General features: G+C 66.5%; 23 protein-coding genes and 2 pseudogenes. 11 read left to right on the top strand and 14 right to left on the bottom strand.

Going from position 1 to position 24997, the window contains the following annotated elements; all coding sequences use genetic code 11:
* The first annotated feature begins 156 nt into the window (after positions 1 to 156).
* Positions 157 to 1191 carry a M14 family zinc carboxypeptidase gene (locus tag ACZY0R_RS16245; RefSeq protein ID WP_488859337.1) on the top strand — a complete coding sequence of 345 codons (1035 nt, stop codon included), beginning with the start codon at positions 157 to 159 and terminating at the stop codon, positions 1189 to 1191.
* Positions 1188 to 1949, top strand: a complete 762-nt coding sequence (locus tag ACZY0R_RS16240; protein WP_488859336.1) for an alpha/beta fold hydrolase — start codon at positions 1188 to 1190, stop codon at positions 1947 to 1949. Before ACZY0R_RS16245 ends, ACZY0R_RS16240 begins: the two co-directional genes overlap by 4 nt.
* 58 nt (positions 1950 to 2007) lie before the next feature.
* Here ACZY0R_RS16240 and ACZY0R_RS16235 read toward each other — a convergent pair whose 3' ends face one another.
* The 3 genes and pseudogenes from ACZY0R_RS16235 to ACZY0R_RS16225 form a co-directional block, all read right to left on the bottom strand.
* Positions 2008 to 4176 (bottom strand): sensor domain-containing protein, encoded by a 2169-nt coding sequence (locus ACZY0R_RS16235; RefSeq protein ID WP_488859335.1) that lies wholly within the window; start codon positions 4174 to 4176, stop codon positions 2008 to 2010.
* 147 nt (positions 4177 to 4323) lie between these two features.
* Entirely contained in the window at positions 4324 to 5061 is a 738-nt protein-coding gene (locus ACZY0R_RS16230; RefSeq protein ID WP_488859334.1) for a DsbA family protein, read from the bottom strand.
* Positions 5062 to 5090: 29 nt separating this feature from the next.
* Positions 5091 to 5348: pseudogene (locus ACZY0R_RS16225) on the bottom strand (MBL fold metallo-hydrolase); the annotation flags it as partial.
* A 1-nt stretch (position 5349) separates the two neighbouring features.
* Here ACZY0R_RS16225 and ACZY0R_RS16220 point away from each other — a divergent pair.
* A pseudogene (locus ACZY0R_RS16220) lies at positions 5350 to 5478 on the top strand (LysR family transcriptional regulator); the annotation flags it as partial.
* A gap of 86 nt (positions 5479 to 5564) precedes the next feature.
* Here ACZY0R_RS16220 and ACZY0R_RS16215 read toward each other — a convergent pair.
* Positions 5565 to 7304, bottom strand: coding sequence for an IS1634 family transposase (locus tag ACZY0R_RS16215; protein WP_488857910.1), 1740 nt, complete (start codon positions 7302 to 7304; stop codon positions 5565 to 5567).
* Between the two features lie 223 nt (positions 7305 to 7527).
* Here ACZY0R_RS16215 and ACZY0R_RS16210 point away from each other — a divergent pair, with 223 nt between their 5' ends.
* Positions 7528 to 7788: a 7(1) septoil knot domain-containing protein gene (locus ACZY0R_RS16210; RefSeq protein WP_488859333.1), complete on the top strand. Its 261-nt coding sequence runs from the start codon at positions 7528 to 7530 to the stop codon at positions 7786 to 7788.
* On the opposite strand, the gene ACZY0R_RS16205 is transcribed toward ACZY0R_RS16210, so the two are convergent.
* Positions 7785 to 8525 carry a hypothetical protein gene (locus ACZY0R_RS16205; protein ID WP_488859332.1) on the bottom strand — a complete coding sequence of 247 codons (741 nt, stop codon included), beginning with the start codon at positions 8523 to 8525 and terminating at the stop codon, positions 7785 to 7787. The two genes, ACZY0R_RS16210 and ACZY0R_RS16205, sit on opposite strands and share 4 nt — an antisense overlap.
* A gap of 410 nt (positions 8526 to 8935) precedes the next feature.
* Positions 8936 to 9460: a hypothetical protein gene (locus ACZY0R_RS16200; protein ID WP_488859331.1), complete on the bottom strand. Its 525-nt coding sequence runs from the start codon at positions 9458 to 9460 to the stop codon at positions 8936 to 8938.
* Between the two features lie 600 nt (positions 9461 to 10060).
* Here ACZY0R_RS16200 and ACZY0R_RS16195 point away from each other — a divergent pair.
* The 4 genes from ACZY0R_RS16195 to ACZY0R_RS16180 all read left to right on the top strand — a co-directional run bounded on the left by ACZY0R_RS16195 (position 10061) and on the right by ACZY0R_RS16180 (position 13802).
* Positions 10061 to 11827: an FAD-dependent oxidoreductase gene (locus ACZY0R_RS16195; protein WP_488859330.1), complete on the top strand. Its 1767-nt coding sequence runs from the start codon at positions 10061 to 10063 to the stop codon at positions 11825 to 11827.
* A 215-nt stretch (positions 11828 to 12042) separates the two neighbouring features.
* A complete protein-coding gene (locus ACZY0R_RS16190) occupies positions 12043 to 12330 on the top strand; it encodes a hypothetical protein (RefSeq protein ID WP_488859741.1) in 288 nt (95 codons plus the stop codon).
* Positions 12331 to 12613: 283 nt separating this feature from the next.
* On the top strand, positions 12614 to 13300 hold the full coding sequence (locus ACZY0R_RS16185) for an alpha/beta hydrolase (protein WP_488859329.1): 687 nt from the start codon (positions 12614 to 12616) through the stop codon (positions 13298 to 13300).
* A gap of 103 nt (positions 13301 to 13403) precedes the next feature.
* Positions 13404 to 13802 carry a hypothetical protein gene (locus tag ACZY0R_RS16180; protein ID WP_488859328.1) on the top strand — a complete coding sequence of 133 codons (399 nt, stop codon included), beginning with the start codon at positions 13404 to 13406 and terminating at the stop codon, positions 13800 to 13802.
* Positions 13803 to 13848: 46 nt separating this feature from the next.
* Here ACZY0R_RS16180 and mdtD read toward each other — a convergent pair whose 3' ends face one another.
* On the bottom strand, positions 13849 to 15240 hold the full coding sequence (gene mdtD / locus ACZY0R_RS16175; RefSeq protein ID WP_488859327.1) for a multidrug transporter subunit MdtD: 1392 nt from the start codon (positions 15238 to 15240) through the stop codon (positions 13849 to 13851).
* Positions 15241 to 15417: 177 nt separating this feature from the next.
* Between mdtD and ACZY0R_RS16170 the strand changes: the two genes are divergently transcribed.
* A complete protein-coding gene (locus tag ACZY0R_RS16170) occupies positions 15418 to 16278 on the top strand; it encodes a LysR family transcriptional regulator (protein WP_035860700.1) in 861 nt (286 codons plus the stop codon).
* A 30-nt stretch (positions 16279 to 16308) separates the two neighbouring features.
* On the opposite strand, the gene ACZY0R_RS16165 is transcribed toward ACZY0R_RS16170, so the two are convergent.
* Positions 16309 to 16968: a copper resistance protein CopQ gene (locus tag ACZY0R_RS16165; RefSeq protein WP_488859326.1), complete on the bottom strand. Its 660-nt coding sequence runs from the start codon at positions 16966 to 16968 to the stop codon at positions 16309 to 16311.
* 395 nt (positions 16969 to 17363) lie between these two features.
* Here ACZY0R_RS16165 and ACZY0R_RS16160 point away from each other — a divergent pair, with 395 nt between their 5' ends.
* Positions 17364 to 18083 (top strand): Crp/Fnr family transcriptional regulator, encoded by a 720-nt coding sequence (locus ACZY0R_RS16160; RefSeq protein WP_488859325.1) that lies wholly within the window; start codon positions 17364 to 17366, stop codon positions 18081 to 18083.
* Here the strand turns inward: ACZY0R_RS16160 and ACZY0R_RS16155 are convergent.
* The gene (locus ACZY0R_RS16155; protein ID WP_488859324.1) at positions 18080 to 19228 is read right to left on the bottom strand and encodes an AGE family epimerase/isomerase; all 1149 of its coding nucleotides are present in this window, start codon (positions 19226 to 19228) and stop codon (positions 18080 to 18082) included. The genes ACZY0R_RS16160 and ACZY0R_RS16155 overlap by 4 nt on opposite strands.
* Before the next feature lie 516 nt (positions 19229 to 19744).
* Between ACZY0R_RS16155 and ACZY0R_RS16150 the strand changes: the two genes are divergently transcribed.
* Complete coding sequence (locus ACZY0R_RS16150) at positions 19745 to 20017, top strand: hypothetical protein (protein ID WP_035860708.1); 273 nt, start codon at positions 19745 to 19747, stop codon at positions 20015 to 20017.
* Between the two features lie 60 nt (positions 20018 to 20077).
* Here the strand turns inward: ACZY0R_RS16150 and ACZY0R_RS16145 are convergent, their stop codons facing one another.
* The 5 genes from ACZY0R_RS16145 to ACZY0R_RS16125 are packed head-to-tail and all read right to left on the bottom strand — an operon-like array spanning position 20078 to position 24996.
* Positions 20078 to 21310: an alpha-D-ribose 1-methylphosphonate 5-triphosphate diphosphatase gene (locus ACZY0R_RS16145; RefSeq protein WP_488859323.1), complete on the bottom strand. Its 1233-nt coding sequence runs from the start codon at positions 21308 to 21310 to the stop codon at positions 20078 to 20080.
* Between the two features lie 50 nt (positions 21311 to 21360).
* Positions 21361 to 22161 carry a phosphonate C-P lyase system protein PhnL gene (gene phnL / locus ACZY0R_RS16140; RefSeq protein WP_488859322.1) on the bottom strand — a complete coding sequence of 267 codons (801 nt, stop codon included), beginning with the start codon at positions 22159 to 22161 and terminating at the stop codon, positions 21361 to 21363.
* A 2-nt stretch (positions 22162 to 22163) separates the two neighbouring features.
* On the bottom strand, positions 22164 to 22952 hold the full coding sequence (phnK, locus tag ACZY0R_RS16135; protein ID WP_488859321.1) for a phosphonate C-P lyase system protein PhnK: 789 nt from the start codon (positions 22950 to 22952) through the stop codon (positions 22164 to 22166).
* The gene (locus tag ACZY0R_RS16130) at positions 22949 to 23845 is read right to left on the bottom strand and encodes an alpha-D-ribose 1-methylphosphonate 5-phosphate C-P-lyase PhnJ (RefSeq protein WP_488859320.1); all 897 of its coding nucleotides are present in this window, start codon (positions 23843 to 23845) and stop codon (positions 22949 to 22951) included. The genes phnK and ACZY0R_RS16130 overlap by 4 nt, the downstream gene beginning before the upstream one ends.
* The gene (locus tag ACZY0R_RS16125; protein WP_488859319.1) at positions 23842 to 24996 is read right to left on the bottom strand and encodes a carbon-phosphorus lyase complex subunit; all 1155 of its coding nucleotides are present in this window, start codon (positions 24994 to 24996) and stop codon (positions 23842 to 23844) included. Before ACZY0R_RS16125 ends, ACZY0R_RS16130 begins: the two co-directional genes overlap by 4 nt.
* Position 24997: the final 1 nt, after the last annotated feature.

The raw sequence follows: 24997 nt of genomic DNA, 5'->3' as shown, positions 1-24997 counted from the left end.
ATGATGATCGCATCGCCCCCGCCGGCCGCGCCTGGTTTGCCTGGCCGGCACAGATACCAAGGAACCGCTCTCGCCCATGTCCGATTGCCCGTCCCGCGTCAAACCCGCCGCTTGCGGCCCCGGCGCGGCGCGCCGGACCCACTGACGCCACCGCGCATGGCGCAGTCACCTACCGCCGACGATGGCCTGGCTGAAATGCAGCAACTGGAGGCCATCCTGGAAGCTGGCGCCGGCCGCCTGCACGCCTGCCGGGTGGGCGAGGTACAGGCGCGCGGCCAGCGCTTCCCGCTCTACACCGCCAGCATCGGCTCGAACGATCCGAACGCCCCCGCCATCGGTTTCTTTGCCGGCATCCACGGGCTTGAGCGCATCGGCACGCATCTGCTGCTCGACTATATGCGCATGCTGCTGTGGCGCCTGGAGTGGGACGCCTTGCTGGAGCGCCAACTGCAATCGGTGCGGCTGTTGTTCATGCCCATCGTCAATCCGGGTGGCATGTGGGCCTCCACGCGCGCCAATCCCAACGGCGTGGACCTGATGCGCAACGCACCGCAGGACGCGGCCGGCCGCGTGCCGCTGCTCGCCGGCGGGCAGCGCTTGGGGGCATGGCTGCCGTGGTACCGCGGCAGGCGCGGCGCACCCATGGAGACCGAGAGCACGGCCGTGTTGCAAGTGGCGGCGCAGCAATTGCAAGGCCGCCCCCTGAGCTTTGCGCTGGATTGCCACTCGGGCTACGGCTGGGGCGACAGCATCTGGTTCCCCTACGCGCGCACCGCCGCGCCGATGGCGCACCTGCCGGAGATGTTCGCCCTGAAGACCATGTTCGAGCAGGCGCATCCGCACCACGGCTATGCCTTCGAGCCGCAGAGCCGCCAGTACCTGCTGCACGGCGACCTGTGGGACTGGGCCTACGACCACACCCCACCCGGCAATATCTTCCTGCCGATGACACTGGAGTTGGGTTCCTGGCTGTGGATCAAGAAAAATCCCCGCCAGTTGTTCTCGCGCCAGGGCATCTTCAACCCGGTCAAGGCGCATCGCACCGCGCGCGTGCTGCGCCGCCATGCCAACCTGCTCGATTTCCTGGGGCGCGTAGCCTACGCGCCGGAGCGCTGGCTGCCGCAAGGGCAACGCCGGGAGGCACTGCTCGAGCTGGCGACGGCGCAGTGGCAAGACGGCAAGCCCCGATGAGCGACTGGATCCTGCTGCGCGGCCTGACGCGCGAGACACGCCATTGGGGCGCCTTGCCGGGTGTGCTGCAAACCACCGCCGGCATCAGGCCCATCGCCATGCTGGATCTGCCGGGCAACGGCGTGGAGGCAGCCGGGCGCGCGCCGGCCAGCGTGGCTGCCATGGTGGAATTCATGCGTGAACGTGCCCGCGAGCGGGCGCTAGCCCCGCCCTACCGGCTGCTGGCGATGTCACTGGGCGCCATGGTGGCGGCGGAATGGGCGCGGCGCCATCCAGGGGAGATCGGGGCACTGGTGCTGATCAACACCAGCATGCGGCCGTTCTGCGCGCTGACGGAACGCCTGCCGCCGCGCAACTGGCCCGCACTGCTCGGCATGGCGCTGCGCTGGCACCACGCCGCTTACTGCGAGCGCACCGTGCACCGGCTGACCTGCAACACCAGCGCGGCACGCGCCGCCGACGTAGCCGCGTGGTGTGCGATTCGCACCAGCGCGCCGGTAAGCCGCGCCAACGCGCTGCGCCAGCTGTGGGCCGCGGCGCGCTATGAGGCCGCGTCCAGGCCGCCGGCCTGCCCGACACTGGTGCTGTCATCGGCGGCGGACCGCCTGGTCGATCCCGCTTGCTCGGCGCATCTCGCCGCGGCCTGGCGCGTGCCGCACCGCCGCCATCCCTGGGCGGGCCACGACATGCCGCACGACGATCCGGCGTGGCTGGCCGCCACCATGGCCTGGTGGCTGGCGAGCGGAGGCGTGCGTTAGCGGGGCATGGGGAAAAGACGCCCCGGCGCTGCCCGCGCGCGCCGTGCAGCGCCTGGGGCTACGATGCAGCCGCGATTGCGCCGTGCCCGATCACGGCATGGACACGACGGAAGTATTCGAGAGGCTGCGGGCGCCCGAGCAGGAATCCCTGCGCCTCGTCGCAGCCTTCGGCCAGCAGCAGGCTGAGCTGCTCGTCGGTCTCCACGCCTTCGGCCAGCACCGGGATCGCCAGGCTCTGGCCCAGGGCAAGAATGGCGCGGATGATGGCCTTGGCTTGCTGGCTGCCGGAAATCTCCGCGATAAAGGTGCGGTCCAGCTTGATCTTGTCGAAGGGGAAGGAGCGCAAGGTATCCAGCGAGGAGTAGCCCGTGCCGAAATCGTCGATGGCGATGGTAACGCCCAGCGCCTTGATGCGGCGCAGGATGTCCAGCGCCCGATCCTTGTCGCCGATGATGGTCGACTCGGTGATCTCGAGTTCGAGCCTGCCGGCGGCCAGCCCGGTTTCCTCCAGCACGTGCGCCACCATGGTGACCAGGTTGCCGTGGGTAATTTGCACCGGAGACAGGTTGACGGAGATCTTCCTTGGATAGGTCCACTGCGCGGCCTCCCGGCACGCGGTACGCAGCACCCACTCGCCGATCGGCAGGATGGCGCCGCACTCTTCGGCCAGCGGAATGAAATCGTCCGGCGGAATCAGTCCCCGCTCCGGATGGTGCCAGCGCAGCAGCACCTCGCAGCCGATCACCTCGCCGCTGGCAATGGCGGTCTGCACCTGATAGTCCAGCACGAACTGGTGCGCGGCGATGGCGGTCCACAGCTCGCCGGCAAGCGCGCGGCGCTCGCGTTCCGCCTCGTCCATCCGGCTCTCGTAAAAACAGATCGACTCCGACAGGCTGCCCTTGGCGCGATACATCGCCAGGTCGGTGTTGCTGACCAGCTGGTCGCGATGGGCCCCGTCGCCGGGGAAGATCGCGATGCCGATGCTGGCGCCAGTGGTCAGGTCGAAGCCGTCTAGCCGCACGGGCTCGCTCAGGCAAGTCACCAGGCGGGCGGTAAAGTCGCTCAGCTCGGCCTGCCGCTCAAAGCGCTTGACCGCAATAAACTCATCGCCGCCGATGCGCGCGATGAATTCACCCGCCTCCAGCTGGCCGGCAATGCGCCCGGACACCGCCTTTAGCACTGTGTCGCCGGCCGCACGGCCATGCAGGTCGTTGATCTCCTTGAAGCGATCCAGGTCGATACCCAGCGTGGCCACCTGGCAGCCCTGCTTCTGCGCACGCAGCAATTCCTCATCCAGGTAGTCGTTGAAATAGCTGCGGTTGGGCAGTCCGGTCAGGCTGTCGTGGCGCGCCATATGATGGATCTTGGCTTCGATGCGGCGCTGCTCGGTGACATCCTCGCAGGTGGTGACCCAGGAGCCGTCGGCCATTGCGCTGTGCGACAGCGCAATGGCGCGTCCGTCGGGCAGCGCCTCCACGCTGCGCCAGTGCTTGTGGCGGCGCAGGATCTCGCGGTGCCGCTCGTAGAGCGCCTGCGCGTATTGCTCGCCGCGGCCATCCGGCTGGCCCGCCTCGGGCTGCGCATAGCGGCCGGGGAGGCCCGCCAGCGCGCCCGGCGCCGCGGCTTCGCTCTCATGCGCGCCTGCCATGGTGCGGCACAGGGTGAGGAAATCCGCGCCGGGCGCAAGCGCCTTGCCAGCGCCTTGGAAGACCTCCTCCATCCTCCGGTTGGTCAGGATGACCGTGCCTTCCGGATCGAACAGGCATAGCCCCTGCGACATATTCTCCAGCGCCAGGTCGAGCTTGCGCGTCACCTCGGCGATGCGCTCGGCATCGGCCTTTTGCTGGGTCATGTCGCGCGTGACCTTGGCATAGCCTATCTGCTTGCCGGTGCGATCGAATATCGGCGTGATCAGCACGTGGGCCCAGAAGCGGGTGCCATCCTTGCGCATGCGCCAGCAGCCCTCGGCCACGAAACGGCCGGTGTCGCGCGCCAGTTGCAACGCTCGCTCGGGCAGCCCGGAGGCACGGTCCTCCGGCGTATAGAAGCAAGAGAAATGCGCGCCCAGGATTTCATCCTGCGTATATCCCTTGGCCCGTTGCGCACCGGCATTCCAGCTGCTCACGCTCCCCGCGGGGTCCAGCGCGTAGATCGCGTAATCGGTCACGCCGAGCACAAGTGTGCGAAAAAGTTCGGTCTCGCCGGGAGGGCCTTGGATGTGAAGCATGTAGGGTGCATGTGGAGGGTCGATGCCTCCGCGCGCAGCCCCCACCTCCGTAAGGAGGACAGCCTGCGCGCACGTGGGCATCGACGGAACCGGCTCGGCCGGCGTGCCGGGACGTCGCTACGTATAACGGCAAGCCGGGTCCGAAATTTACCCTTGCCCCGGCAAATCGCAGCCTTGCGCGTCGCAAGCCGGGCCGCCCGCGCCATCCGCGCCATCCGTGCCACCCGCCCCCTGCTGCGCGACCGCCCGGGCGAGGCTGTCCTGCCATGCGGTCGCGTCGCCAAGGTACGGTCCCACGTCGAGCACGGCAAAGCGTCCGTCCCCGCGTTCGAGCGCGAACGTGGGAAAGCCCTGGCCGCCCAGCCGGTTCAGCAACGCACGGCTGTCTGCCATATGCGCCTGCGTTTGCCCCGCGCCAATGTCCAGGCAGAGATCGGCGAAACGCTGCGGATCCAGTCCGGCTTGCACGGCCACGTCGCCGAGCACTTGCGTATCGGCGATGCGCCGCCCGTCCACGTAGTGCGCGTGCTGCAGGCGCGCCAGCAAATCGGCGGCAGCCTCCGCGCCGCCCATCGATTGCGCCGCCAGGATCGCGGTGGTCGGCGGCGTGGAGTCCATCACCGCTTGCTCGTCGCGCAGCAAACCCTCGAAATAGCGCTCGCCGAACGGCTGGCCCGTCAGCGCCGCGATACGCCTGTCATGCGGCATCACGTAGTCGCGCCATTGCGGCGAAATGCGGCGCCGGTTCGCGCCCGTCAGCATGCCGCCGCCGTGCAGCGCCAGTGCCAGCCCCGGCACCGCGCGCGCGGCGCGCACCAGCGGCGCCGTGCCGTAGCACCAGCCGCACAGGGGGTCATAAATGTAATGCAGGTTGAGGCCGGACATGATCGATGCGTTCCTGTGATTTGTCGTGTTCAATGCGGTGCGCCGCCGTTATTTGCCGGCCAGGTCATCTCGCCCTTGATGACCTTGGCGCTCAGCTCGAGCGACTCCACGCCGCCCAGCTTCGGATAGTGCTGCTGCATCGCCGTGCTCAATGCCTTGGCATCCGACGCCTTTGCCGCCTCGCGCTCGAACGTGCGCGGGTAGTCGCGCGTGAAACGCACCGATGCCAGCGTCTGCGGCGCATCGTCCAGGAAGTGCCCCGGCACGACCCGCACCGGCTTCTTCGCCCATGGCGTGTACGCATCGCGCCGGCAAATGCCGGCGATCCTGCGCACCATGCTGGACTTCCTGGCGGAGTACTTCGCCACGGATCCCGGATGGCAAGGCGGCCGGCCCGCGGCGCTCCGGCCAGGCTAGGCCCAACTTTGAGTTCACTGCGAACGTAAGGTGTTGATTCCACGCAGTTATGCGAGTGCGTAGCGAGGGCTTGCTGGGTACAGGTGCTACAGAAGGGCTGCCGGGCTGATACCGAGGAGGCGGAAGGCGCGGTCCTGAATGGGCGTTGGCCGAGTGGTCATGATGATCTTGGCCTCCGGATTCAGCGGCGTGTGGCAGATGTTGTAGGTGAGCGTGGCCAGATCACCGAGCAACGTGCGCAAGCTGTGGACGGGCAGATCATCCTCGGTGCGCTTGGTGGCGTCCTTGGCTTTCGCCTGTTCCGAACGCCGTGCCTTGGCCACGGGCGAGGCACGGGAAGCGCGCGCTAGCTCGATGTATTCATCGTCAAACAGCATCGGCTTCAATTTTTCGCGCATGTGCCATTCGACGTAGTAGGCCAGCATGCACAGAAAGACATGAGCACGCACGCGCTCGGCATTCCAATGGAACACGGGGCGCACGTGCAAGTCCATGGTCTTGAGCGAACGAAACGCTCGCTCGACCGCCGCCAAGCCCTTGTAGGCCGACACGGCCGCCTCGGCTGACAGTTGCGCCGCCGGCAAACTCGTGCGCACCACATACAGGCCATCGAGTGCCGCCTCTTGCTCGATCTGTAGCGTCTTGCGCGCCCAGGCAAAGCTGGTGTCGGTGATGGTCAGCTCGAAGTGCTTGGCCATCTTGAAGCGCTCGACGACCCGGCCCACGCGCAGGGCAATCGCCTCCGTGCCCTTGAGCCGGTTGCGTGCGCGCGTGGTGGCCTCGGCAATCTTGTTGAGCTCCTGTTCGGTGGCCTGCAACAGCGCCTCGCGTTTCCTGGCCCGTTCGTCGGCCAGCAGCGGATTGCGGCACACCACCAGTCGCTCGCCAGGAAACGTTTCGCTGGTGAGTTCGATGAGGTTGCGTTCATCGAACAGCGAGGGCTGAAAGGGGCCTTGTTCGCGGGCGAGTTCAGCTACCTGCGGGGCGCGCAGGCTACTCACCCAGTCCAGTCCTGCCGGGCGCAACAGCGTGTCGATACGGGCTTGCGTCAGCATCCCCCGGTCCCCTACCCAGGCGAGCTTCTCGATGCCGAAACGGTCTTTGAGCTTCTCCACCTGAGACGCCACCGTGCTCGGATCGGCAGTATTGCCGGCGAAGACTTCGACCGCCACCGGACACCCTTGCGGCGTACAGACCAGACCGAACACGATCTGCGGCTCGTGACGCTTGCCATCGCGGCTGTAGCCGTAGGCCGCCAGGTCGCAGCAGCGCCCGGTCAGCCAGGTGGAAGTGAGGTCATAGAGCACCAGGGTGCCACCAGCCAGATGCTGCTTCGCCAGGCGCTTCTCGATGGCTTCCTGGGCCTCTCCCAGCCAGTCCAGCGCGGCGTACAACTCCTCGGGCTCCACATCGCCGATGCCGAGCATGCGCGACAGCGAATGGGCCGCGGTCTCTTGCTGCAGCATGCGGTGCGTGGCCAGCTTGGAGGCGGGCGAAATCAGGCGTGCCACCAGCAGCGCCATGACCAGGGATGGCACGCGGCCCGGCGCCGCCGCGAACCAGTGTTGCGCGCCACAGGCGCGGGCCGTACCGAGCGCGGCGGCCACATGGCCGTGCGGCAGACTGCGCTCGATCACCAGGGCCTCATCGGCCGAGGCCACGGCCGCCCCGCCGCGCAGCAAGACCTTCAAGCCCTCGATCACCTCGGGCGGCAGTGCGGACAAATTCGCCAGGGTGCGTTTCTTGACCTTGTTGCCTTCGCGATAGGACTCGCGCAGCAGGATCGCCGGCGGGGAATTGCGGTTGGGGACGTGTTCGATATACATGAACACCATTATTGGACATATTCAGCAAAAAACAAGGCTAATATAATGTATTTACATGGGTACATATGCACCCCAAAAAATAGCCGAAACCCAACGGTGGCGCGGGTTCCGGCGAGTTCAGGGACCAAAGTTTGGGCTAGGCCCCAGACGTCCAATCCTCGTATGTCGGACAATTCGCCTTTCCAGGCACTAAAATTCCGCCCTTCCCCCGAAGGATCACCCCATGCGGAAAACCGCCCTCTTCGCATTGCTTTTTTGCACATCGCTCCATGCATTTCCGGCAACGGCCGTGGACGTGTCCAGGATTCACGGCAAGATCCAGTTCGTCAATGCCTTTGGCGACTACAAGGTCCAGGTGGTAAACGCCTTTGCCGACATAAAAGTGAAAAAGGTCGATGCGACAGTGGCTGCAGCAGAGGTTTCTGTAGCGCGAAGGCTGCCTTGGCCGCAAAGCGCTCCACCGCGGTGCGACTCCGGCAATTAGTCGGCCCGGCACCACTGGCCAGAATCCGGGCACACACTGGCCCTTGCACCGTTCAGCCAGACTTGCTCTTCATTCAGCGGCAGCGAGGTCGAAGGGGCGATGTCGAAGGCAACCTTAAGTGCCTGCCCAACATGGGCATCTTCGATGGGAAGCTCCCAGGTCAGGAATAATTGGGTGCAGTCCTGGTCGGGCGGGAAGTCGGCCACATTAAAACCGCTGCTGCGGCGTTGAATTACGCCATGAGGCTGGCAAGTATCGAATATCACCGCCGTGCCCCGGGTCAGCGGGATGCGATGACCCAAAGAGGGAAAATGCAAGTCCTGCCCCCTGTCCTCGCTCAGGAAAAGATTGCAAAAGGCCGCACCGCCATATTGCGCACCGTCATGGTGGTACCTTGCGCCGCGGCAGGCCATGAGGGCTACGTCACTGGAGGCAAGCACCCCAGGCAGTCCAAGCGCGCACGCCCAATCGGACACGGCCTGCACGCAGCGCGTGTAGTTCGGCCAGCGCGCTCGCGCTCGTGCCAGAGGCATTGCCTCGACATCCCCGGGCTCCAGGACCAGGCGGGACGATATCTCCCTTGCCCAATCTGCAAGCAAGCGTGCAGGGGGTACAGGCACGTCGACCGTGCCTGAGAGCACGATGTCACTCACGCGTCGACTGCGGATGGCGTCGCCACTCCAGAAATAGGAAGTGAGGAGGTCTTGTACTCGATGCTGTTGAGGGCTGTGGCTCATTTGGACCAATGTAATGCGGCTGCCTCGGTAATGTAGCGGATCATAGCCCGTCGGCCGCTTTGGGTCGCTGATGAACCGCAGCAGTCTTCCCCGGAAATCGGCCAGGAAGCAAAAAAATCGGCGCGCCTCAATGGGCGCGCCGATGTCGCGCAGCGCGTCGGCGCTGCGATATTACAAGTGGTGATGCGGGCCGGGAAGGCTTTCAGGCAGGGAGCGTCTGCGCCAACACGGTTGCCATGGAGCCACTGGCGGCGCAAACCAGTGCCCAGCCTGCCAACATCCGGAAACTCTGCCAACGGCTCATGATGTGCTCCTGATATCCGTGCGCCGCCATGACGGCGGCACGACGATGATGCATGGATCGCGCTACGCCGCGGTCATGCTGACCTCACGGCATACCGGTGGTTTGCTCAGGCATTCGCGCCGTCGGTAAACACGTCGCGCTTGCCGCTGCGCGCACCGTCGGTGTACGGGTCGCGCTTATCGGTACGAGCACCGTCGGTGTACGGGTCGAAGCTGCGGCCCGGTTCAGACGACACGCTGCGGCGGTCCAGGCCGGCGACGGTACGGAAACCATCCGTATAGGGGTCGGTCTTGCCGACGCGCGCGCCGTCGGTGTACGGGTCGATGCTGCGGGCAGGCTCGGACGACACGCCGGCGCGGTCCAGGCCGGCAGTCAGGCCGCCTTCGCTGAATACGTCGAACTTGCCGCTGCGGGCACCATCGGTGAACGGGTCGGCCTTGCCGGTACGGGCGCCATCGGTGAACGAGTCGAACTTGCCGGTACGGGCGCCATCGCTGTACACGTCGCGGGTGCGGTATTCATAGCTGTACTTGTCGGCGGAAACGGTGGCAGCCTGGGCATGGCCGGCGGCAAAAGCTGCGGCGAGGGTGGTGGCGGTGAGCAGGGACTTGGCAAAAAGCTTAGTGTTCATGATGTTCTCCAATCGAAGCATGGGTCCGGGGGTCTGCTTTGGCCGCGGGGACCGGGATTTAGCTGGATCGCCACTTCCCTTTCGTTTTACCTACCACTAGGTAGACAATCCGGGCAAAAAAAAGTGACTTTCGTCGTCGTTACATATCTGTTGCATTGGAAACCGGCTGGCTGGCCTATTCTGCCTGACCTCGCTACGGCACCCATGGAACACATCTTATCTATCTGTAGGTAGATAGTCAAGGGTTTTTACCAGGTTGCGCTTAAGAATATTCTGAAAAGATCCAAGAGGCACAAGCAGCACTATTGGCAGCCGGCCAGAAAGAATGATCCATTGATATCATTTTTCTGACAGCCGCCTGCACCTGCCATCGGTGTGTACTAGGCTTTTGGAGGCGCGGGATCGCGATCGAGGGCACTCGCGCGCCGCTGTGCGCCATAGGTCTCACACGCACCGCCAAAGATTGCCATCAGGGATTGCCGCGTTGCGGCATCGCGAGCAAACTCTCCATGGCCGTGCGCGGGCGTTCCCGCGCACGCTCCTGCCGCACTCGAATCCATTGCACCGCCTCCCGCGCGGTGCCACCGGGAGTCCGTACTCATGAGCGCAGACAATGCCATCGGGAGTTCCGAACACGCCGATCCGCAAGCCATAGCGCCGGCGGACCTGTCAGTCGAGCCAGAGGCCACCACGGCAGCATTCTCCCCGATGGAGTCGCGCCGGCATCAGATGTTTCCCCTGCTGACTGCCGGCGAGATCGCCCGGCTCCAGCATTTCGGCACGGTGAAGCAATGGCTCCCCAACGAATTCCTGTTCCGCACGGGTGACCCCGCCCACGGCATGGTGGTGCTGCTGCGGGGCCATGTGCGGGTGTCCCAGCGCGACGCCCTGGATCGTTCGACGGTGGTGGGCGAACACGGACCGGGGCACTTCCTCGCCGAGGTCGGACAGCTATCCGGCAAGCCCTCCCTGGTCGACGGCATGGCGCTGGAGGACGTCGAGGCCATTGCGATCCCACCCGACCGGCTGCGCGCGCTGCTGGTCGCGGAAGCCGAGCTGGGCGAGCGGATCATGCGCGCGCTGATCCTGCGCCGCGTCGGCCTGATCGAACGCGGCAAAGGCCCGACCCTGCTGGGCCGCGGCAGCGAGCCGCGCCTGCTGCTGCTGCAGGCCTTCCTGCGGCGCAACGGTTATCCCCACACCGTGGTCGACGCGGACACCGATCCCGACGCCGGCGCGTTGCTCGAGTTCAGCGCGGCCGCCCCAGGCGATTTTCCGCTGGTCATCTGCCCCGGCGGCGCGGTGCTGCGCGCGCCCGACCCAGGCCAGCTTGCCACTTGCCTGGGCCTGTTGCCCGAGTTCGATCCGAACCATGTCTACGATGTGATCGTGGTGGGTGCCGGCCCTGCCGGGCTGGCAACGGCCGTCTATGCCGCGTCCGAAGGGCTCTCCGTCGCGGTGTTCGACGAGTGCTCGCCCGGTGGCCAGGCAGGCGCCAGTTCGCGCATCGAAAACTATCTCGGCTTTCCCACCGGCATCTCAGGACAAGCACTGGCCGGCCGCGCCTTTGTCCAAGCACAGAAATTTGGTGCTCACGTCGCGATCCCGCTGGAGGTGGCTGCACTGCATTGCGGCGAACACCCGCAACGCATTGAGTTGTGCGACGGCCGCAAGATCCCGACCCGCACCGTTGTCATAGCCAGCGGCGCGGCCTATCGCCATCCCGCCATCGCAGCGCTGGATCGTTATGAGGGGCGCGGCGTCTACTATTGGGCGTCTCCGGTGGAAGCCCGGCTATGCGGCGGCGACGAGGTCATGCTGGTCGGGGGCGGCAACTCAGCCGGACAGGCGGCGGTCTTCCTGGCGGCGCACGCAAAGCACGTGCACATGCTTATCCGTGGGGCGAGCCTGGAGGCCAGCATGTCGCGCTACCTGATCGAGCGCATCGCGGCCCAGCCCAATATCGAACTGCATACCGGCGCGGAGGTCGTGACACTGGCCGGAGAAGAGCGACTGGCTACCGTCGGCTACCGCACGCGCGATAGCGACCGCATTACAGAAATACCGATCCGGCATCTGTTCCTGTTTATCGGCGCCGATCCCAATACGGCATGGCTGCGTACGTGCAATGTCCGCGTCGATGCAAAGGGATTCGTGCTGACCGGCTCGGACACACCACATGAAGGCGAGGCGCCCGCCTCCGCGCTGGAGACCAGCGTACCCGGTGTTTATGCGATTGGCGACGTGCGCTCGGGCTCCACCAAGCGTGTTGCGGCGGCCGTTGGCGAAGGCGCCGCTGTGGTCGCGCAAATCCACGGCTACCTGGCGAAACTAAGGCAGCCGGAGCCGGGAATGCTCGCCATGTAGGGCACGCCGGGCGCTGCATAGGCCGGGGAAATATCGGGTTTTCCTGAATGCCGGCCCTCCAGGGAATCGCCGGACAATGAATTTACTCCTGCCTCCGTGCGCCGGCAATCGACTGTGTGGACGGCGCGCGACAGAGCGTGAAACGCGCTTTTATTTACTATATTGGTTGCAATGGCAGGTGCTTCAATTCGAAGCCGCTGATCGGGGAGGTTGCCATGCGTTCGCTTGCAGACAGATTTAGTCCGCCCACACCGGAGAAAATAGCAGCAAGGGAATTGCAGCAAATGCGGCTTACCCTATTCCAGGCCGAACGCCGCCTGCTGGAAGCACAGATGCAGGTCGACTACTATCGCGACCTCGTCGCCTTCCTGGAAGACGTAAGCGCCTCCGGCGTCGAAAGCGTGGTGGACAAGCGGCGCATATCTGCCGCCGCCGAGCACGCACAGGCCCATCGCTCCGCGCCCGGACTCATCACGGTGCCTGCCGTACCTTCAGCAGCCTGACGTTTCACCGTTGCCGGCGCAGCCCGCGCCGGCACGGTGATGGCGCGTCCCTCGCCTGCGCGGGGACGCGGCTGCTGCCGTGCCGCGTCTGCCGCGACGCTGTCACACGCAACCGCTACACGTGGCGCTCGTCATGGCCCGTCGGGCATCGCCGTGTGCTGCGCGAGCGCTGTGCGATACTGGCCGCCTTGCGCGGCTTTCCCGCGTCATCCACACAGACCCAACGCCGCGCGCGGTGCCTCGCGACGTCCGTGCCCGGCCCGGGACCCAACAGGAAACTGATATGAGCGAACTGCTGCCAGCCATTGAAATCGAAACCGCGCCATCGCCGACATGGTCGGTTATATGGATGCACGGCCTCGGCGCCGACGGCAGCGACTTCGTCCCCGTGGTACCCGAATTGGACCTGGCGCCCGCGCCCGCCGTGCGTTTCGTGTTTCCCAACGCGCCGGCCATCCCGGTCACCTGTAACGGGGGCTACGTCATGCCGGCGTGGTATGACATCGAGTCCCTGGACGACGCGCGCCGCCAAGTGGACGAGGCTGGTATCCGCATCACCCGCGAGGCCATTCGCGCGCTGATCGCGCGCGAGAACCAGCGCGGCGTGCCCAGCCATCGCATCGTGCTGGCCGGCTTCTCGCAGGGCGGCGCCGTGGCCTATACCACCGGCCTCACGCATCCCGAGCGCCTGGGCGGCATCATCGCCCTTTCCACCTATATCCCCTCGCCTGCGCTGCTTGCCGCCGAATTGAGCGAGGCCAACCGCGCCACGCCGATCTTCGCCGGGCATGGCGCCGAGGACGACGTGGTACCCGTCAAGCTAGGCATGCTGGCGCGCGATACGCTGCAACAGCAGGGATGCACGGTGGAATGGCACACCTATCGCATGTCGCACTCAGTCTGCATGGAAGAAATCCAGGCAATTGGCGCGTGGCTGACCGCGCGCTTCGCCGCGGACAAACCGTCCTGATCACGGGAAGGACGAGAAGACGGAATGGCCCGGCACGGCCATTCCGGCATGGGACGCATCCGGTCATGGTAGGCTCGCGCCCTCCGCATTATTTGCAAGCCCTATGAAAACCTCACATCCCGACGCTTCCGCGGCCGCCCCTGCCGCGCCGCTCAAGCTGGATTTCGATACGCGCAAGGCGCTGCTGTTCGCCCTTGCCGCCGAGCGTTTGTCAGCGTACTACGAACACCGCCAGTGGATGACCGATGCCCAGGGCTCCACCCTGGCAGGCCTCTGGCTGTCGCGCTCCAGGCTGCAACTGGCGCTGGCGGAGCGGCGCCTTCTGTCGCAACTGAGCGATCAGTTCGCACGGCAACTGGCCGGCACCCTGTCGCGCGAGGCCGGCCTGTACACCGCACATGAAATGATGGAAGCGCTCGACCCCAAATACCAGTCCGCTTTTGCGCACGACCTGCTCGACGAGTGCGAGCGGCTGCTGCGAGAGAATGGCGTGACGGAGTGACCGGCCACGCACCGCGCCTTCGCAGGCGCGGCCTGGCCGGCACGATTCAGCGGCTGGCCACGCTTGGTGCGCGTCCCTTGTCGAACTGTTCCCCGTCGAGCCGGCGGAACACCAGCGCCGACAGCAGCGTAATGATGCCCACGGTAAGGAACGCCATCCGGTAAGCCGTGCCTGCCACCCCAAGCTGCGCGGTGAACAGGCTCACCAGCCCGCCGCCGATGGTGACCCCGAGGCCGATCGCCAGCATCTGCACCATCGAGAACAGGCTGTTGCCGCTGCCCGCGTCTTCCACGCTCAGGCCCTTCAGCGTCACGCTGTTCATGGCCGCAAACTGCATGGAGTTGGTGGCGCCGAACAACGCGAGCTGCGCGATGGCCAGACCGGTCGGCCAGCCCGGCGAAATCGCCGCGAACGATGCGATCGAGCCGCCCACCAGCAAGGTGTTGACCAGCAGGAAGGTGTCATAGCCAAAGCGCTTGACCAACGGCACGATCCAGCGCTTGGCGACCACTCCGGCCAGCGCGGCTGGCAGCAGCATCAGCCCGGAATGCAGCGGCGAGTAACCCATCTGCAACTGCAGCAGCAATGGCATCAGGAACGGCACCGCGCCGGAGCCGATGCGGCAAACCAGGTTGCCGGCCAGTCCGATGCTGAAGTTGGGTTCGCGGAACAACGCCAGCCGGAACAGCGGATCGCGCCGCCGCCGGGCATGTGGAATATATAGCAGGGCGGACAGCAGGCTCAGCGCGAACAGGCTGCCGCTCCATGCCGCGTGACTGGCTTCGTGCGGCGTGTCGAGCGCTAGCGAAAACGCCACCATGCAAAGCGACAGCAAACCGCAACCGATGAAGTCGAACGGGGGCGCGCGTCCGATGGTGTTATCCGGCAAGTAGCGCAAGACGGCCAGCATCCCGACCGCGCCGACCGGCACATTGATCAGGAAGATCCAGTGCCACGCCACCGACTGCACGAGCCAGCCGCCCAGCACCGGCCCGAAGATGGGTCCGACCTGCCCCGCCACCGACACGAAGGCAAGGGCCGCGATGTACTGCTCGCCGGAGACGCTGCGCAGCACCGCCAGCCGGCCGATCGGCAGCAGCATCGAGCCGCCGATGCCCTGGACCACGCGGGCAATCACAAGCTGGTCCAGGCTCTGCGCGCCGGCGCAAAACAGCGAGCCGAGCACAAAGGTCAGGATCGCCGCGAAGTAGACCCGGCGGGTGCCGAAGCGGTCCGCCAGCCAGCCCGAGGCCGGCGTCAGCATGGCCATGGTCAGGGTGTAGGCCACGACCACCGGCTTCATGTCCAGGGGAGTTTCGTTGAGGCTGCGCGCCATCGCGGGCAACGCGGTGTTGACAATGGTGGTGTCGAGCGTTTGCATGAAGAAGCCCGCTGCGACGATCCACAGCATGGCCTTTTGGGAGGATTGGCTGTTCATCTGGTACATCTCGGCAAGGACCGGTGGAGAACCGGCGCGGCCATCGGGTGGGATCGCGGGGAGCAGATCCGGAAGAACCCAGGGCCACGAATGCTATCGATGTTAATGATTGCGCTGTCAATCGGGAACCCCTCTGGATATATTGACTGTAATCGGATATTCCGATGACAATGCCGCATGCTCAACCCCGTCTGGATCCGGACCTTCGCCACCGTTGCCGCCGCCCACAGCTTCACCGATGCGGGGCGCCAGCTCGGCCTGTCCCAGTCCAGCGTCAGCGACCATATCCGGCGCCTGGAACAGCACGTGGGACGGCGGCTGTTCGTGCGCGATACCCACACCCTGACCATGACCGCCGACGGCGAGGCACTGCTGGCGCATGCGCGGCTGATCCTGGAAGCCATCGCGCGCGCTGAATCCCAGTTCAATGCGCCCCGCCTGCAGGGACGCGTGCGGCTGGGCACCTCGGACGACCTGGCGCTGGGGCCGCTGCCCAATGTGCTGGCCGCGTTTCGCAACTCGCATCCGGACGTGGAACTGGAAATCACCATCGGCATGACCGGCAAGCTTTACGAGCTGATGGATGCCGGCGCGCTGGACCTGATGATCGGCAAGCGCCGCGAAGGCGACAGGCGCGGTACCCCGCTGTTCCGCGGCAAGCTGGAGTGGCTCGCGCGGCCCGGCACCGTGGCGGACCTCAGGCAGCCTTTGCCGCTGATCCTGGTACCCGAGCCCAGCGTCACGCGCGCCATCGTGCTCGATACGCTGGCCAAGGCCGGGATGCGCTGGCAGATCGTCTGCACCAGCAGCAGTCACTCGGGCTGCATTGCCGCGGCGCGTGGCGGGCTAGGCATTACCGTGAGGGCGCAATACCTTTCCGGGCGCGGCCTGTCGCCGCTGGTCAATAGTGAAAGCCTGCCGGCGCTGCCGGAGGTGGAGTTCATCTCGCTGCGCGCGGGCCGCCTGAGCCGGCCCGCCGAAACGCTACTGCAACTGCTGCAAAAGAGCGATCTGCGCGGGTCCTGGCTGGACGAATAGCCAGCACCCTCGTGCGATTCCCGCCCCGGCTCACGCATGGGCGCCGTCCTGGTACGGGTCGAAGCTACGGGCCGGGGATGCCGATACGCCGCGCGTGTCCATGCCGGCCAGCTTCTGCGCGCCGTCGGTGAACGGGTCGATGTTGCGAGCCGGATCGGACGAGACGCCACTGCGGTCCAGGCCGGCGATGCGGGCGCCATCGGTGAAGGGATCAATCATGCGAGTGCGGGCACCGTCGGTGTACGGGTCGATGCTGAGGGCAGGATCGGACGAGACGCCAACGCGGTCCAGGCCGGCAATGCGGGCACCGTCGGTGAACGGATCAACCATGCGGGTGCGGGCACCGTCCGTGTACGGGTCGATGCTGCGGGCAGGATCGGCGGAAGGACCCGTGCGGTCCAGGCCGGCAATGCGCGCGCCGTCGGTAAAGGGATCGGCCGTGCGGGCGTGGGCACCGTCAGTGAAGCTATCGAACCTGCCGCCACGGGCGCCATCGGTGAATGCGCTCACGGGTGCCGTGCGCGCACCGTCGCTGAATACGTCGCGCGCACCGCTGTGCATCGACCGGGCATAGGGCGCGTTGCCAGCGCGATCGGCAGCCGCGCTGGCGGCATGGGCGCTGCCCAGGGCAAACACGGCACCGGCAATGGCGGCGGCGGCAAACAGGGACTTGGCGAGGTTCGGGTACATGGCAATCTCCAACTGGGTGAATGAGCCCATTCGTCGCCGGCACCCGATGGAACTTACAGGTTTTTTTCAGATTATTTGCCGAAACCCGTCCGCCTCGATCCGCGTGCGGTGCCCTGCACGTGGACGCGCCGCGCAGCCCGACGCTGCGCCCTGCCCCGCCCGGACCTGACTGGCCTAGGCCTTGTTCCAGTCATCTTCCAGTCAAAAGGATGAACTCAGCCAAAGGCTTATCCCCCCCAATACCGTGACGATCTCCAACCTCCGGCCAGTGTCGGCAAGCGCACGCATGACGCTAAATACAGTAACGGGTCAGGCGCTGCTGCGTGGCAAACCGAACAGAACAAGACAGAACGGCTGACGCCGTGGCCGGGACTTTTCGACTAGGGGAGAATGGGATGACCGACACAGAACTGGACCTGTCCGGCAATCATTTGCTGGGCGCACTGCCGCAGCGCGAGCGCCGCCTGCTCATTCCGCGGCTGGATAGCGTCAACCTGCGCACGGGGCAACTGTTGAGCGACTCCGGCCAACGCATCCGGCATCTTTACTTCCCGAGCACCGCGGTGATCTCGATGATGTCCCTGCAGGAAAGCGGCGCTACCATCGAACTGGCCTCGGTGGGCCGCGAGGGGATGGTAGGTCTGCCCGCGCTGACCGGCGGCGAGACCATGCCCAACCGCATCGAGGTACGCAGTAGCGGATGCGGCTACCGCGTGGCCGCCGGCGACCTGCGCGCCATCTACCCCGAGCTGCCCATGCTGCAGCGCATGGCCCTGCTCTATATGCAGGCGCTGCTCACGCAGGTTTCGCAAACGGCGGTCTGCATCCGCCATCATTCGCTGACCACCCAGTTGTGCCGCTGGCTGCTGCTGGCGCTGGACCGTTCGCCCTGCAACGAGCTGGATGTCACCCAGCAGACCATCGCCGACATGCTTGGCGTGCGCCGCGAGGGCGTCACCGAAGCCGTGGGCAAGCTGGCGGAACTGCGCATGATCAGCCACAGCCGTGGCCATATCACCGTCATCGACCGCGCCGGGCTGGAAGGCTTCTCCGGCGAGTCCTACCGCATCGTGCGCAACGAATTCGACCGCCTGCTCAGCCCTGCCGCCAGCTAGCCGGCAGTGGAATGTGCCAGCGCCTGGTAAGCGGTGGCAAGGTGGTAAGGCGTGGTCGAAGGCATCTCGGCCCGCTCCACCTTGCCCTGCGCCGACAGGCATTCGTACCAGCCGCCCGCGTGGAGAAAACGCGCCGGGAATGATTGCAGCCATGCCTGCAGGTGTGCGAGCGCAATGCGATCGCCACGCACCACCAGCGCCCGCGCGAATTCGGTCTGCGCCCAGATCCGCTGGAGCGGGTCGCGCACCGAGCCATCCAGGTTCAGCGCCGCCGCCACGCCCATGGTGCCGGTATCGACACCGTGCCCCAGGGCGAAGTCGAAGGCCCGCGTCAGCGCCTGGCTGAGCGGCGAGCCGTCGAACAGGGACGGCGCCGAAGCGAGCAGCGAAAACCACTCGAACTGGTGTCCGGGCTCGATCCGGTTGCCGGCGATGTCCGTCGTCAACGGCAACTCGGTGATGCAACCGCTGGCCGGATCGACAAAGCTGGCCAGCATGGCTGCGGCAATGCCCGCCAGCCGGTCCGCGTAAAAATGGTCCGCCGAGACCTCGTAAGCCGCCAGGTAAGCCTCGGTCAGGTGCATGATCGGGTTTTGCAGTGGCGTGCCGCCGGCAGGGCTGAAGTCTTGCGCAAGCCCGGCGTGGTAGAGGCCGTCCGCCATGCCGAAACGCTGCTCGATCAGCCGCGCCGTGCCGTCCAGCAAGGCGCGCGCCTCGGGGCTGCCCGTCCGCTTGAAATACGCCGCGCAAGCGAAGACCACGAAGGCGTGGGTGTACAAATCCTTGGTGCTATCGAGCGGCTGGCCGTGCGCATCGATGCTGTAGACGAAGCCGCCGTACTCGCCATCGGCAAAACGGCCGCGCAGCGACGCGAACAGCCGCGCGGCGTGGGCGGCCGCGTCGGCGCCCTCACACCGGGAAAACACATAAAGCTGGCGCGCGCATGCCATGGCGCGATAGCGCGCCACCGGCAGCGGCTGGCGATCGGTGGCCGACAGCGCCTCATAGGGCAGTTGCATGGCGGCATTCCAGCCCGGACCGTTCCATAGCGGCAGGATGGCGGCATCGTAGTGCGCGAGCAGCGTGGCAACGGACGCGGAAATGGAAGCAGCACCGGCTGCGGCAAGGGTTGGCGTAACGTTCATGCGGGAAGGAATTCGGTAAGGGGCGCGCCATCGCGCGGGCCCGGCTAAATATTCATGACCAAGACCCGGGGCGCGGGGAATGGCAACCGAGGCGTCCCGGAGACTGGCATCCGTGCAATATACCTCAGCACGGCAAACGGCCTTCCCGACTAGCCGGCGCCGGGGATGGTGCCCTGATGCGCCGGACCATGCACAAAGGCAGGCGCGGGCGTCCCGATCCGCATTCCGGCGGCCTGCCGCAGCCCGGAGTGGCGGCCTCGTCCCACCCGGCCTTTCATGCCATTGGCAAGCTTGAACCCGCCGGCAGATCGCCTAACCTTACCAAGTGGACCCCTGCTTCGAGAACCGCGACGAGCGGCTATCGCGCCGCATTCCGCGCCCGCCGCGGCGCCCGGACCACATCCTTGGTTTGTGCAGATATCACGGCCGGAGGGATTCCCGCCTTCCGTCCTCCCCGCACTTTCTGGCCATCCGGCGCCCGCCGGAGGTTACGCCCATGCTCCATGGGAGAGCACGATGGAAAAGCCAGTCGTAAGCCCCTTGCGTTTTGTCGAGATGCTGAACGCCAGGCTGCCCGCCCATCCCCTGTATCAGGAGGGGATGCGCGTGTACGCCATTCCCAATCATTCAGAGCACCCTCACAGCCTGGTCTGCGTCGGCCCGCGCGGCGTCAAAGGCGTATGCGCAACGGTGGAACTGATCGTGCGCGGCGAGTGCGAGATCTTCCCCGACATACCGGGCGACTGGCACGCCGCCCCCCGCGCCACCGCTCGCGCCTCCAGCCGCTAGGGCGCTGCCGTCCGGCCTCGCCCGGCCCCGTTCCAGCCTCCGATATGGCCGGAGGCAGCGTCACGCGGCTGCGCGCCCTTCCTCTGCAGAAGCTGGAATCCGGACGACGCCGGCGCTGTCGGAACTCATGACGCCTGCCGGATACCGTGCGGCAAACACCAGGCGGCCCGCTGACCACGTATGCGTCACCAGCGGCTGGCCCGCCACCGTTGCCACCGCCACCAGGTCGGCACGCAGCCCGGCCGCGATGCGGCCGCGGTCGGACAGCCCGCAGGCCGCCGCCGGGTTGGCGCTGACCAGCGCGGCAGCCCGCGGCAGGCTCAGGTCCGCCTGCCGCTCGGCGGCGAAGGCCGCCGCAATCAGCGTGGATGGCTGGTAGTCCGAACAAAGGCAATCCGCCACGCCGGCGCGGATGGCGTCGATGGCGCGCATCGAACCGCTCTGGCTCTGGCCGCGCAGCACATTGGGCGCGCCGAGAATGGTCGGCAGCCCTTGCGCCTTGGCCGCCTGCGCGGTCTCCAGGTTGATCGGGAACTCGCTCATGCGCACACCCAGCGCCTGCATGGTGGTAATGCGCTCGACCGAATCGTCGTCGTGGCTGGCGGCGGGAATGCCCATCCGCGCGGCCAGCGCCAGCAGGCGTTCCACGCGATCCAGCGCGCCATGCTGCTCCACCAGTTTCTTGTCGGCGGCGGCGCGGGCTTCTTCGCGGCTCATGGCGTGGTTGCCCATCATGTAGGCCAGGTACGCTTCGAGCGTCTTGAACTGGCCCTGGCCGGGCGAGTGGTCCATCACGGAGACCAGGTCCACCACGCCGGCCTCCATCAGTTGCTCCAGCACGGGCAGCGCGCTGGCATCGGTGACCTCGTAGCGGCAATGGACACGGTTATCCACCAGGCTGTGATCACGGAAAGCCGTGACGGCGCGCACCAGGGCGTCGGCGGTGTCGTAGTTGCGCACGCCGAACGTATTGCTGGCGAACGACACCGCATGATAGGGCGTGGTGATGCCGGCAGCGGCGTTGCGGCGGTCGACCTGCGCCACAGCGAAATCGAGCGGGAACATCACGCGCGAGCGCGGTTCGGCTTCTTTCTCGATCGCATCGCAATGCAGGTCGATCAGGCCGGGCATCAGGGTCTGGCCGCGCAGGTCGATCACCTGGGTGGCGCGCGGCACGGCGGCGGCATCCGGCTCGATGGCCGCGATCAGGCCATTCTCGATCAGCAGTGCGCTGTCGGGGAGCACGCCGTCGGGCAGGACGATCCGCGCATGGGTCAGGTAGGCAGGAAGCATGGTCGGTTCCGGAAACGATTGGAAACGGATAAAAGCAACAACGAATCGGCTCAGCCAGCCACGGCGGCAAGCTTGCCAGCAGGCGCGGCCTCGGTGACGGCGGGCGGGTGCAAGGGCAGCAACCGGGTGGCCACGGCATCGCGCACCGCTTCGTCGTGGAAGATGCCGACCAGGCAACGGCCCTCGGCCAGCGCCTCGCGAATCAGCGCCACCACCACGGCGCGGTTGTCGGCATCGAGCGAGGCGGTCGGCTCGTCGAGCAACAGTACCGGATGACCGCCGATCAACCCGCGCGCGATGTTCACGCGCTGCTGCTCGCCGCCCGAGAACGTCGCCGGCGGGAGGCTCCACAGACGGCCCGGCACCTGCAGCCGCGCCAGCAGCGTCGCCGCGCGCTCGCGCGCTTCATCGGCGCCGGCGCCGGCGCCGCGCTGCTGCAGCGGCTCGGCCACCACGTCGAGCGTGCTAACGCGCGGGATCACGTGGAGGAACTGGCTGACATAGCCGATCACCTCGCGGCGCAGTTGCAGGATGCGCTGCTCAGGCGCGCGGGTCAGTTCCACCCAGTCGTGGCCGTCGCGGATGCGGATGCTGCCTTCGGTGGCCAGGTAGTTGCCGTACAGGCAGCGCAGCAGCGTGCTCTTGCCCGCGCCCGAACTGCCGGCCAGCACCAGGCACTCGCCGGCGGCGGCGTCGAAGTCGATGGCCTGCAGCACGGGCAGGCGCGTGCCGCCCTGGTTATGCAGGACGAAGGTCTTGCCGAGGCCGCGCACCTGGATGCGGCTGGCACCGGCGGCGTCGACGGTATTGCTATCGGCTTTGCCTTGATGGCTGTTGGAGTCTTGCGTCATGGTCAGCTCTGCAGGATGGAAGACACCAGCAATTGGGTGTACGGATGGTGCGGGTCGTCGAGGATCTGGTCGGTCAGGCCGCTTTCCACCACGCGCCCGCCTTGCATCACCAGCGTGCGGTGCGCCAGCAGGCGTGCCACGGCCAGGTCGTGGGTCACAATGATTGCGGCGAGGCCAAGGTCCGCCACCAGCCGGCGCAACAGGTCGAGCAGACGGGCCTGCACGGAGACATCGAGCGAGGCGGTGGGCTCGTCCATGAACACCAGGCGCGGATGCGTCACCAAGTTGCGGGCGATCTGCAGGCGCTGCTGCATGCCGCCCGAGAAGCTCGCCGGCGCGTTGTCCAGGCGCCCCAGGTCAAGCTCCATCTTCTCCATCCACGTGCCGGCGACCTCGCGCAGTTCGCCGTAGTGGCGTCCGCCCACCGCCATCAGGCGCTCGGCGATATTGGCGCCGGCGCTCACGCGCATGCGCAGGCCATCGCGCGCGTTCTGGCGCACGAAGCCCCAGTCGGTGCGCGCCAGCAGGCGCAGACGGGCATCGGACAGCGTGGCGAGGTCAACCAGCCCTTGCTCGCGGATGTCGTAGCGCACGCTGCCGGACTCCGGCGCGGCCTGCCAGGAAACCGCCTGCAGCAAGGTGCTCTTGCCGGAGCCGGATTCGCCCACCACGCACAGCACTTCGCCGGGAAAGAGATCGAAGCTGACATCGTGGCAGCCGTGCACGCCGTCCCAGGTGCGGGTCAGGCCGCGCACGGACAACAGCGGCTGGTGCGGATCGGTGCGGCTCATGCGGCCTCCTTGCTGGCGTTGGCGCCGGTTTCACCTTGTTCCTGTCGCGTGGCGCAGTACTCGGTATCGGAGCAGACGAACATGCGGCCGCCCGCGTCGTCGGTGATGATTTCATCGAGATAGCTGTCGGTGGCGCCGCACAGTTCGCAGCAGCCCGACCACGTTTCGACGGCGAAGGGATGGTCGTCGAAATCCAGGCTCTTGACGCTGGTGTAGGGCGGCACCGCATAGACCCGCTTCTCGCGCCCCGCGCCGAACAGCATCAGCGCCGGGCTGCGGTCCAGCTTGGGATTGTCGAACTTGGGGATGGGCGACGGCCGCATCATGTAGCGCTCGTTGACCATCACGGGGTAGTCGTAGGTGGTGGCGATGCGTCCATGGCGCGCGATGTCCTCGTACAGCTTGACATGCATGGCGCCGTATTCCGCCAGCGCATGCATGGTGCGGGTCTCGGTCTCGCTCGGCTCCAGCCAGCGCAGCGGCTCCGGGATCGGTACCTGGAACACCATGACCTGGCCCTGGGCCAGCGGCGTTTCCGGAATCCGGTGGCGGGTCTGCACAATGGAGGCTTGCGCGGTGCGTTCGGTGGTCTGCACGCCGGTGACGCGGCCGAAGAAGCGGCGGATATTGATGGCGTTGGTGGTGTCGTCCGAGCCCTGGTCGATCACCTTGAGCACGTCGTCGCTGCCGATGATGGAGGCCGTGACCTGAATACCGCCGGTGCCCCACCCGTATGGCAGCGGCATCTCGCGGCTGCCGAACGGCACCTGGTAGCCGGGGATCGCCACCGCCTTGAGCAGCGCGCGGCGCAGCATGCGCTTGGTGGACTCGTCGAGATAGCCGAAGTTGTAATGTTCGTCGCGCACGACGGCGTTGGCATTGGTGTCGTTCATGATGCGATGGCCTCCTGCGACGGGGCTTGAGCGATGGCGGCGGTGTCGTTCTCCGGCGGCACCGGCGCCGGTGCGGGGACGCCCTGCCCGCGCTCGGCGCGCAGCCGGCGCAGCAGTTCGAGATTGGTCTGGAAATCCACGTAGTGCGGCAGCTTCAGATGCTGCACGAAGCCGGAGGCTTCCACGTTGTCGCTGTGGTAGAGCATGAACTCCACGTCATTGGCGGGCGCGTCGGCCGCTTCGCCCAGTTCGGCGGCGCGCATCGCGCGGTCGGCCAGCGCCATCGACATTGCCTTGCGCTCGCCGTAGCCGAACACCAGGCCATAGCCGCGCGTAAAGCTCGGTCCATCCTGCGCGTTGCCGGCAAACTGGCTCACCATCTGGCATTCGGTGACCTCGATCTCGCCGATGGTCACGGCAAATCCCAGCTCTTCCACGAACAGTTCGACCTCCACCGCGCCGTAGCGGATCTCCGCCGCGAACGGGTGTGAGTTGCCGTAGCCGCGCTGGGTCGAGTAGCCCATCGACAACAAGAAACCTTCATCGGCGCGTGCCAGGTTCTGCAAGCGCGCCGGACGGGCGGCGGGCAGTTCCAGGGGTTCGCGCGTCAGGTCGGGCGGCGCGGGATCGAGCGGGGGCACCGTCTCCGGCTCGATCAGCGATTCCTGGCGCAGCAGGTCGGTCACGCGGGGCATGCGCGCGTCCAGCGTGGACGCCGCCGGCGGCAACGGCGTATTCTCGCGCTCGGCCTCCAGCGTGAAGTCCAGCAAGCGCTGGGTGTAATCGTAGGTCGGGCCCAGCACCTGCCCGCCCGGCACGTCCTTGAAGGTGGACGAGATCCGGCGCCGCAAGCGCATGGCGCCGGTATCGAGCGCCACCGAATAGCCGAAACGCGGCAAGGTGGTGCGATAGGCGCGCAGCAGGAACACGGCTTCAATCAGGTCGCCCGCGGCCTGCTTGATGGCCAGCGCGGCCAGGTGCGGGTCGTACAGCGAGCCCTCGGCCATCACGCGCGACACGGCCAGCGGCATCTGCTCGCGCACCTGCGCCAGCGTCAGCTCAGGCACGGCGCGGTCGCCGCGGCGGTAGTCGTCCAGCATGCGATAGGAGTTGAGGATGGCGCGTTCGCCCCCTTTGACGGCAACGTACATA

Source organism: Cupriavidus sp. F041 (assembly GCF_057814235.1).
This window is presented reverse-complemented; position numbering and strand designations above follow the sequence as displayed.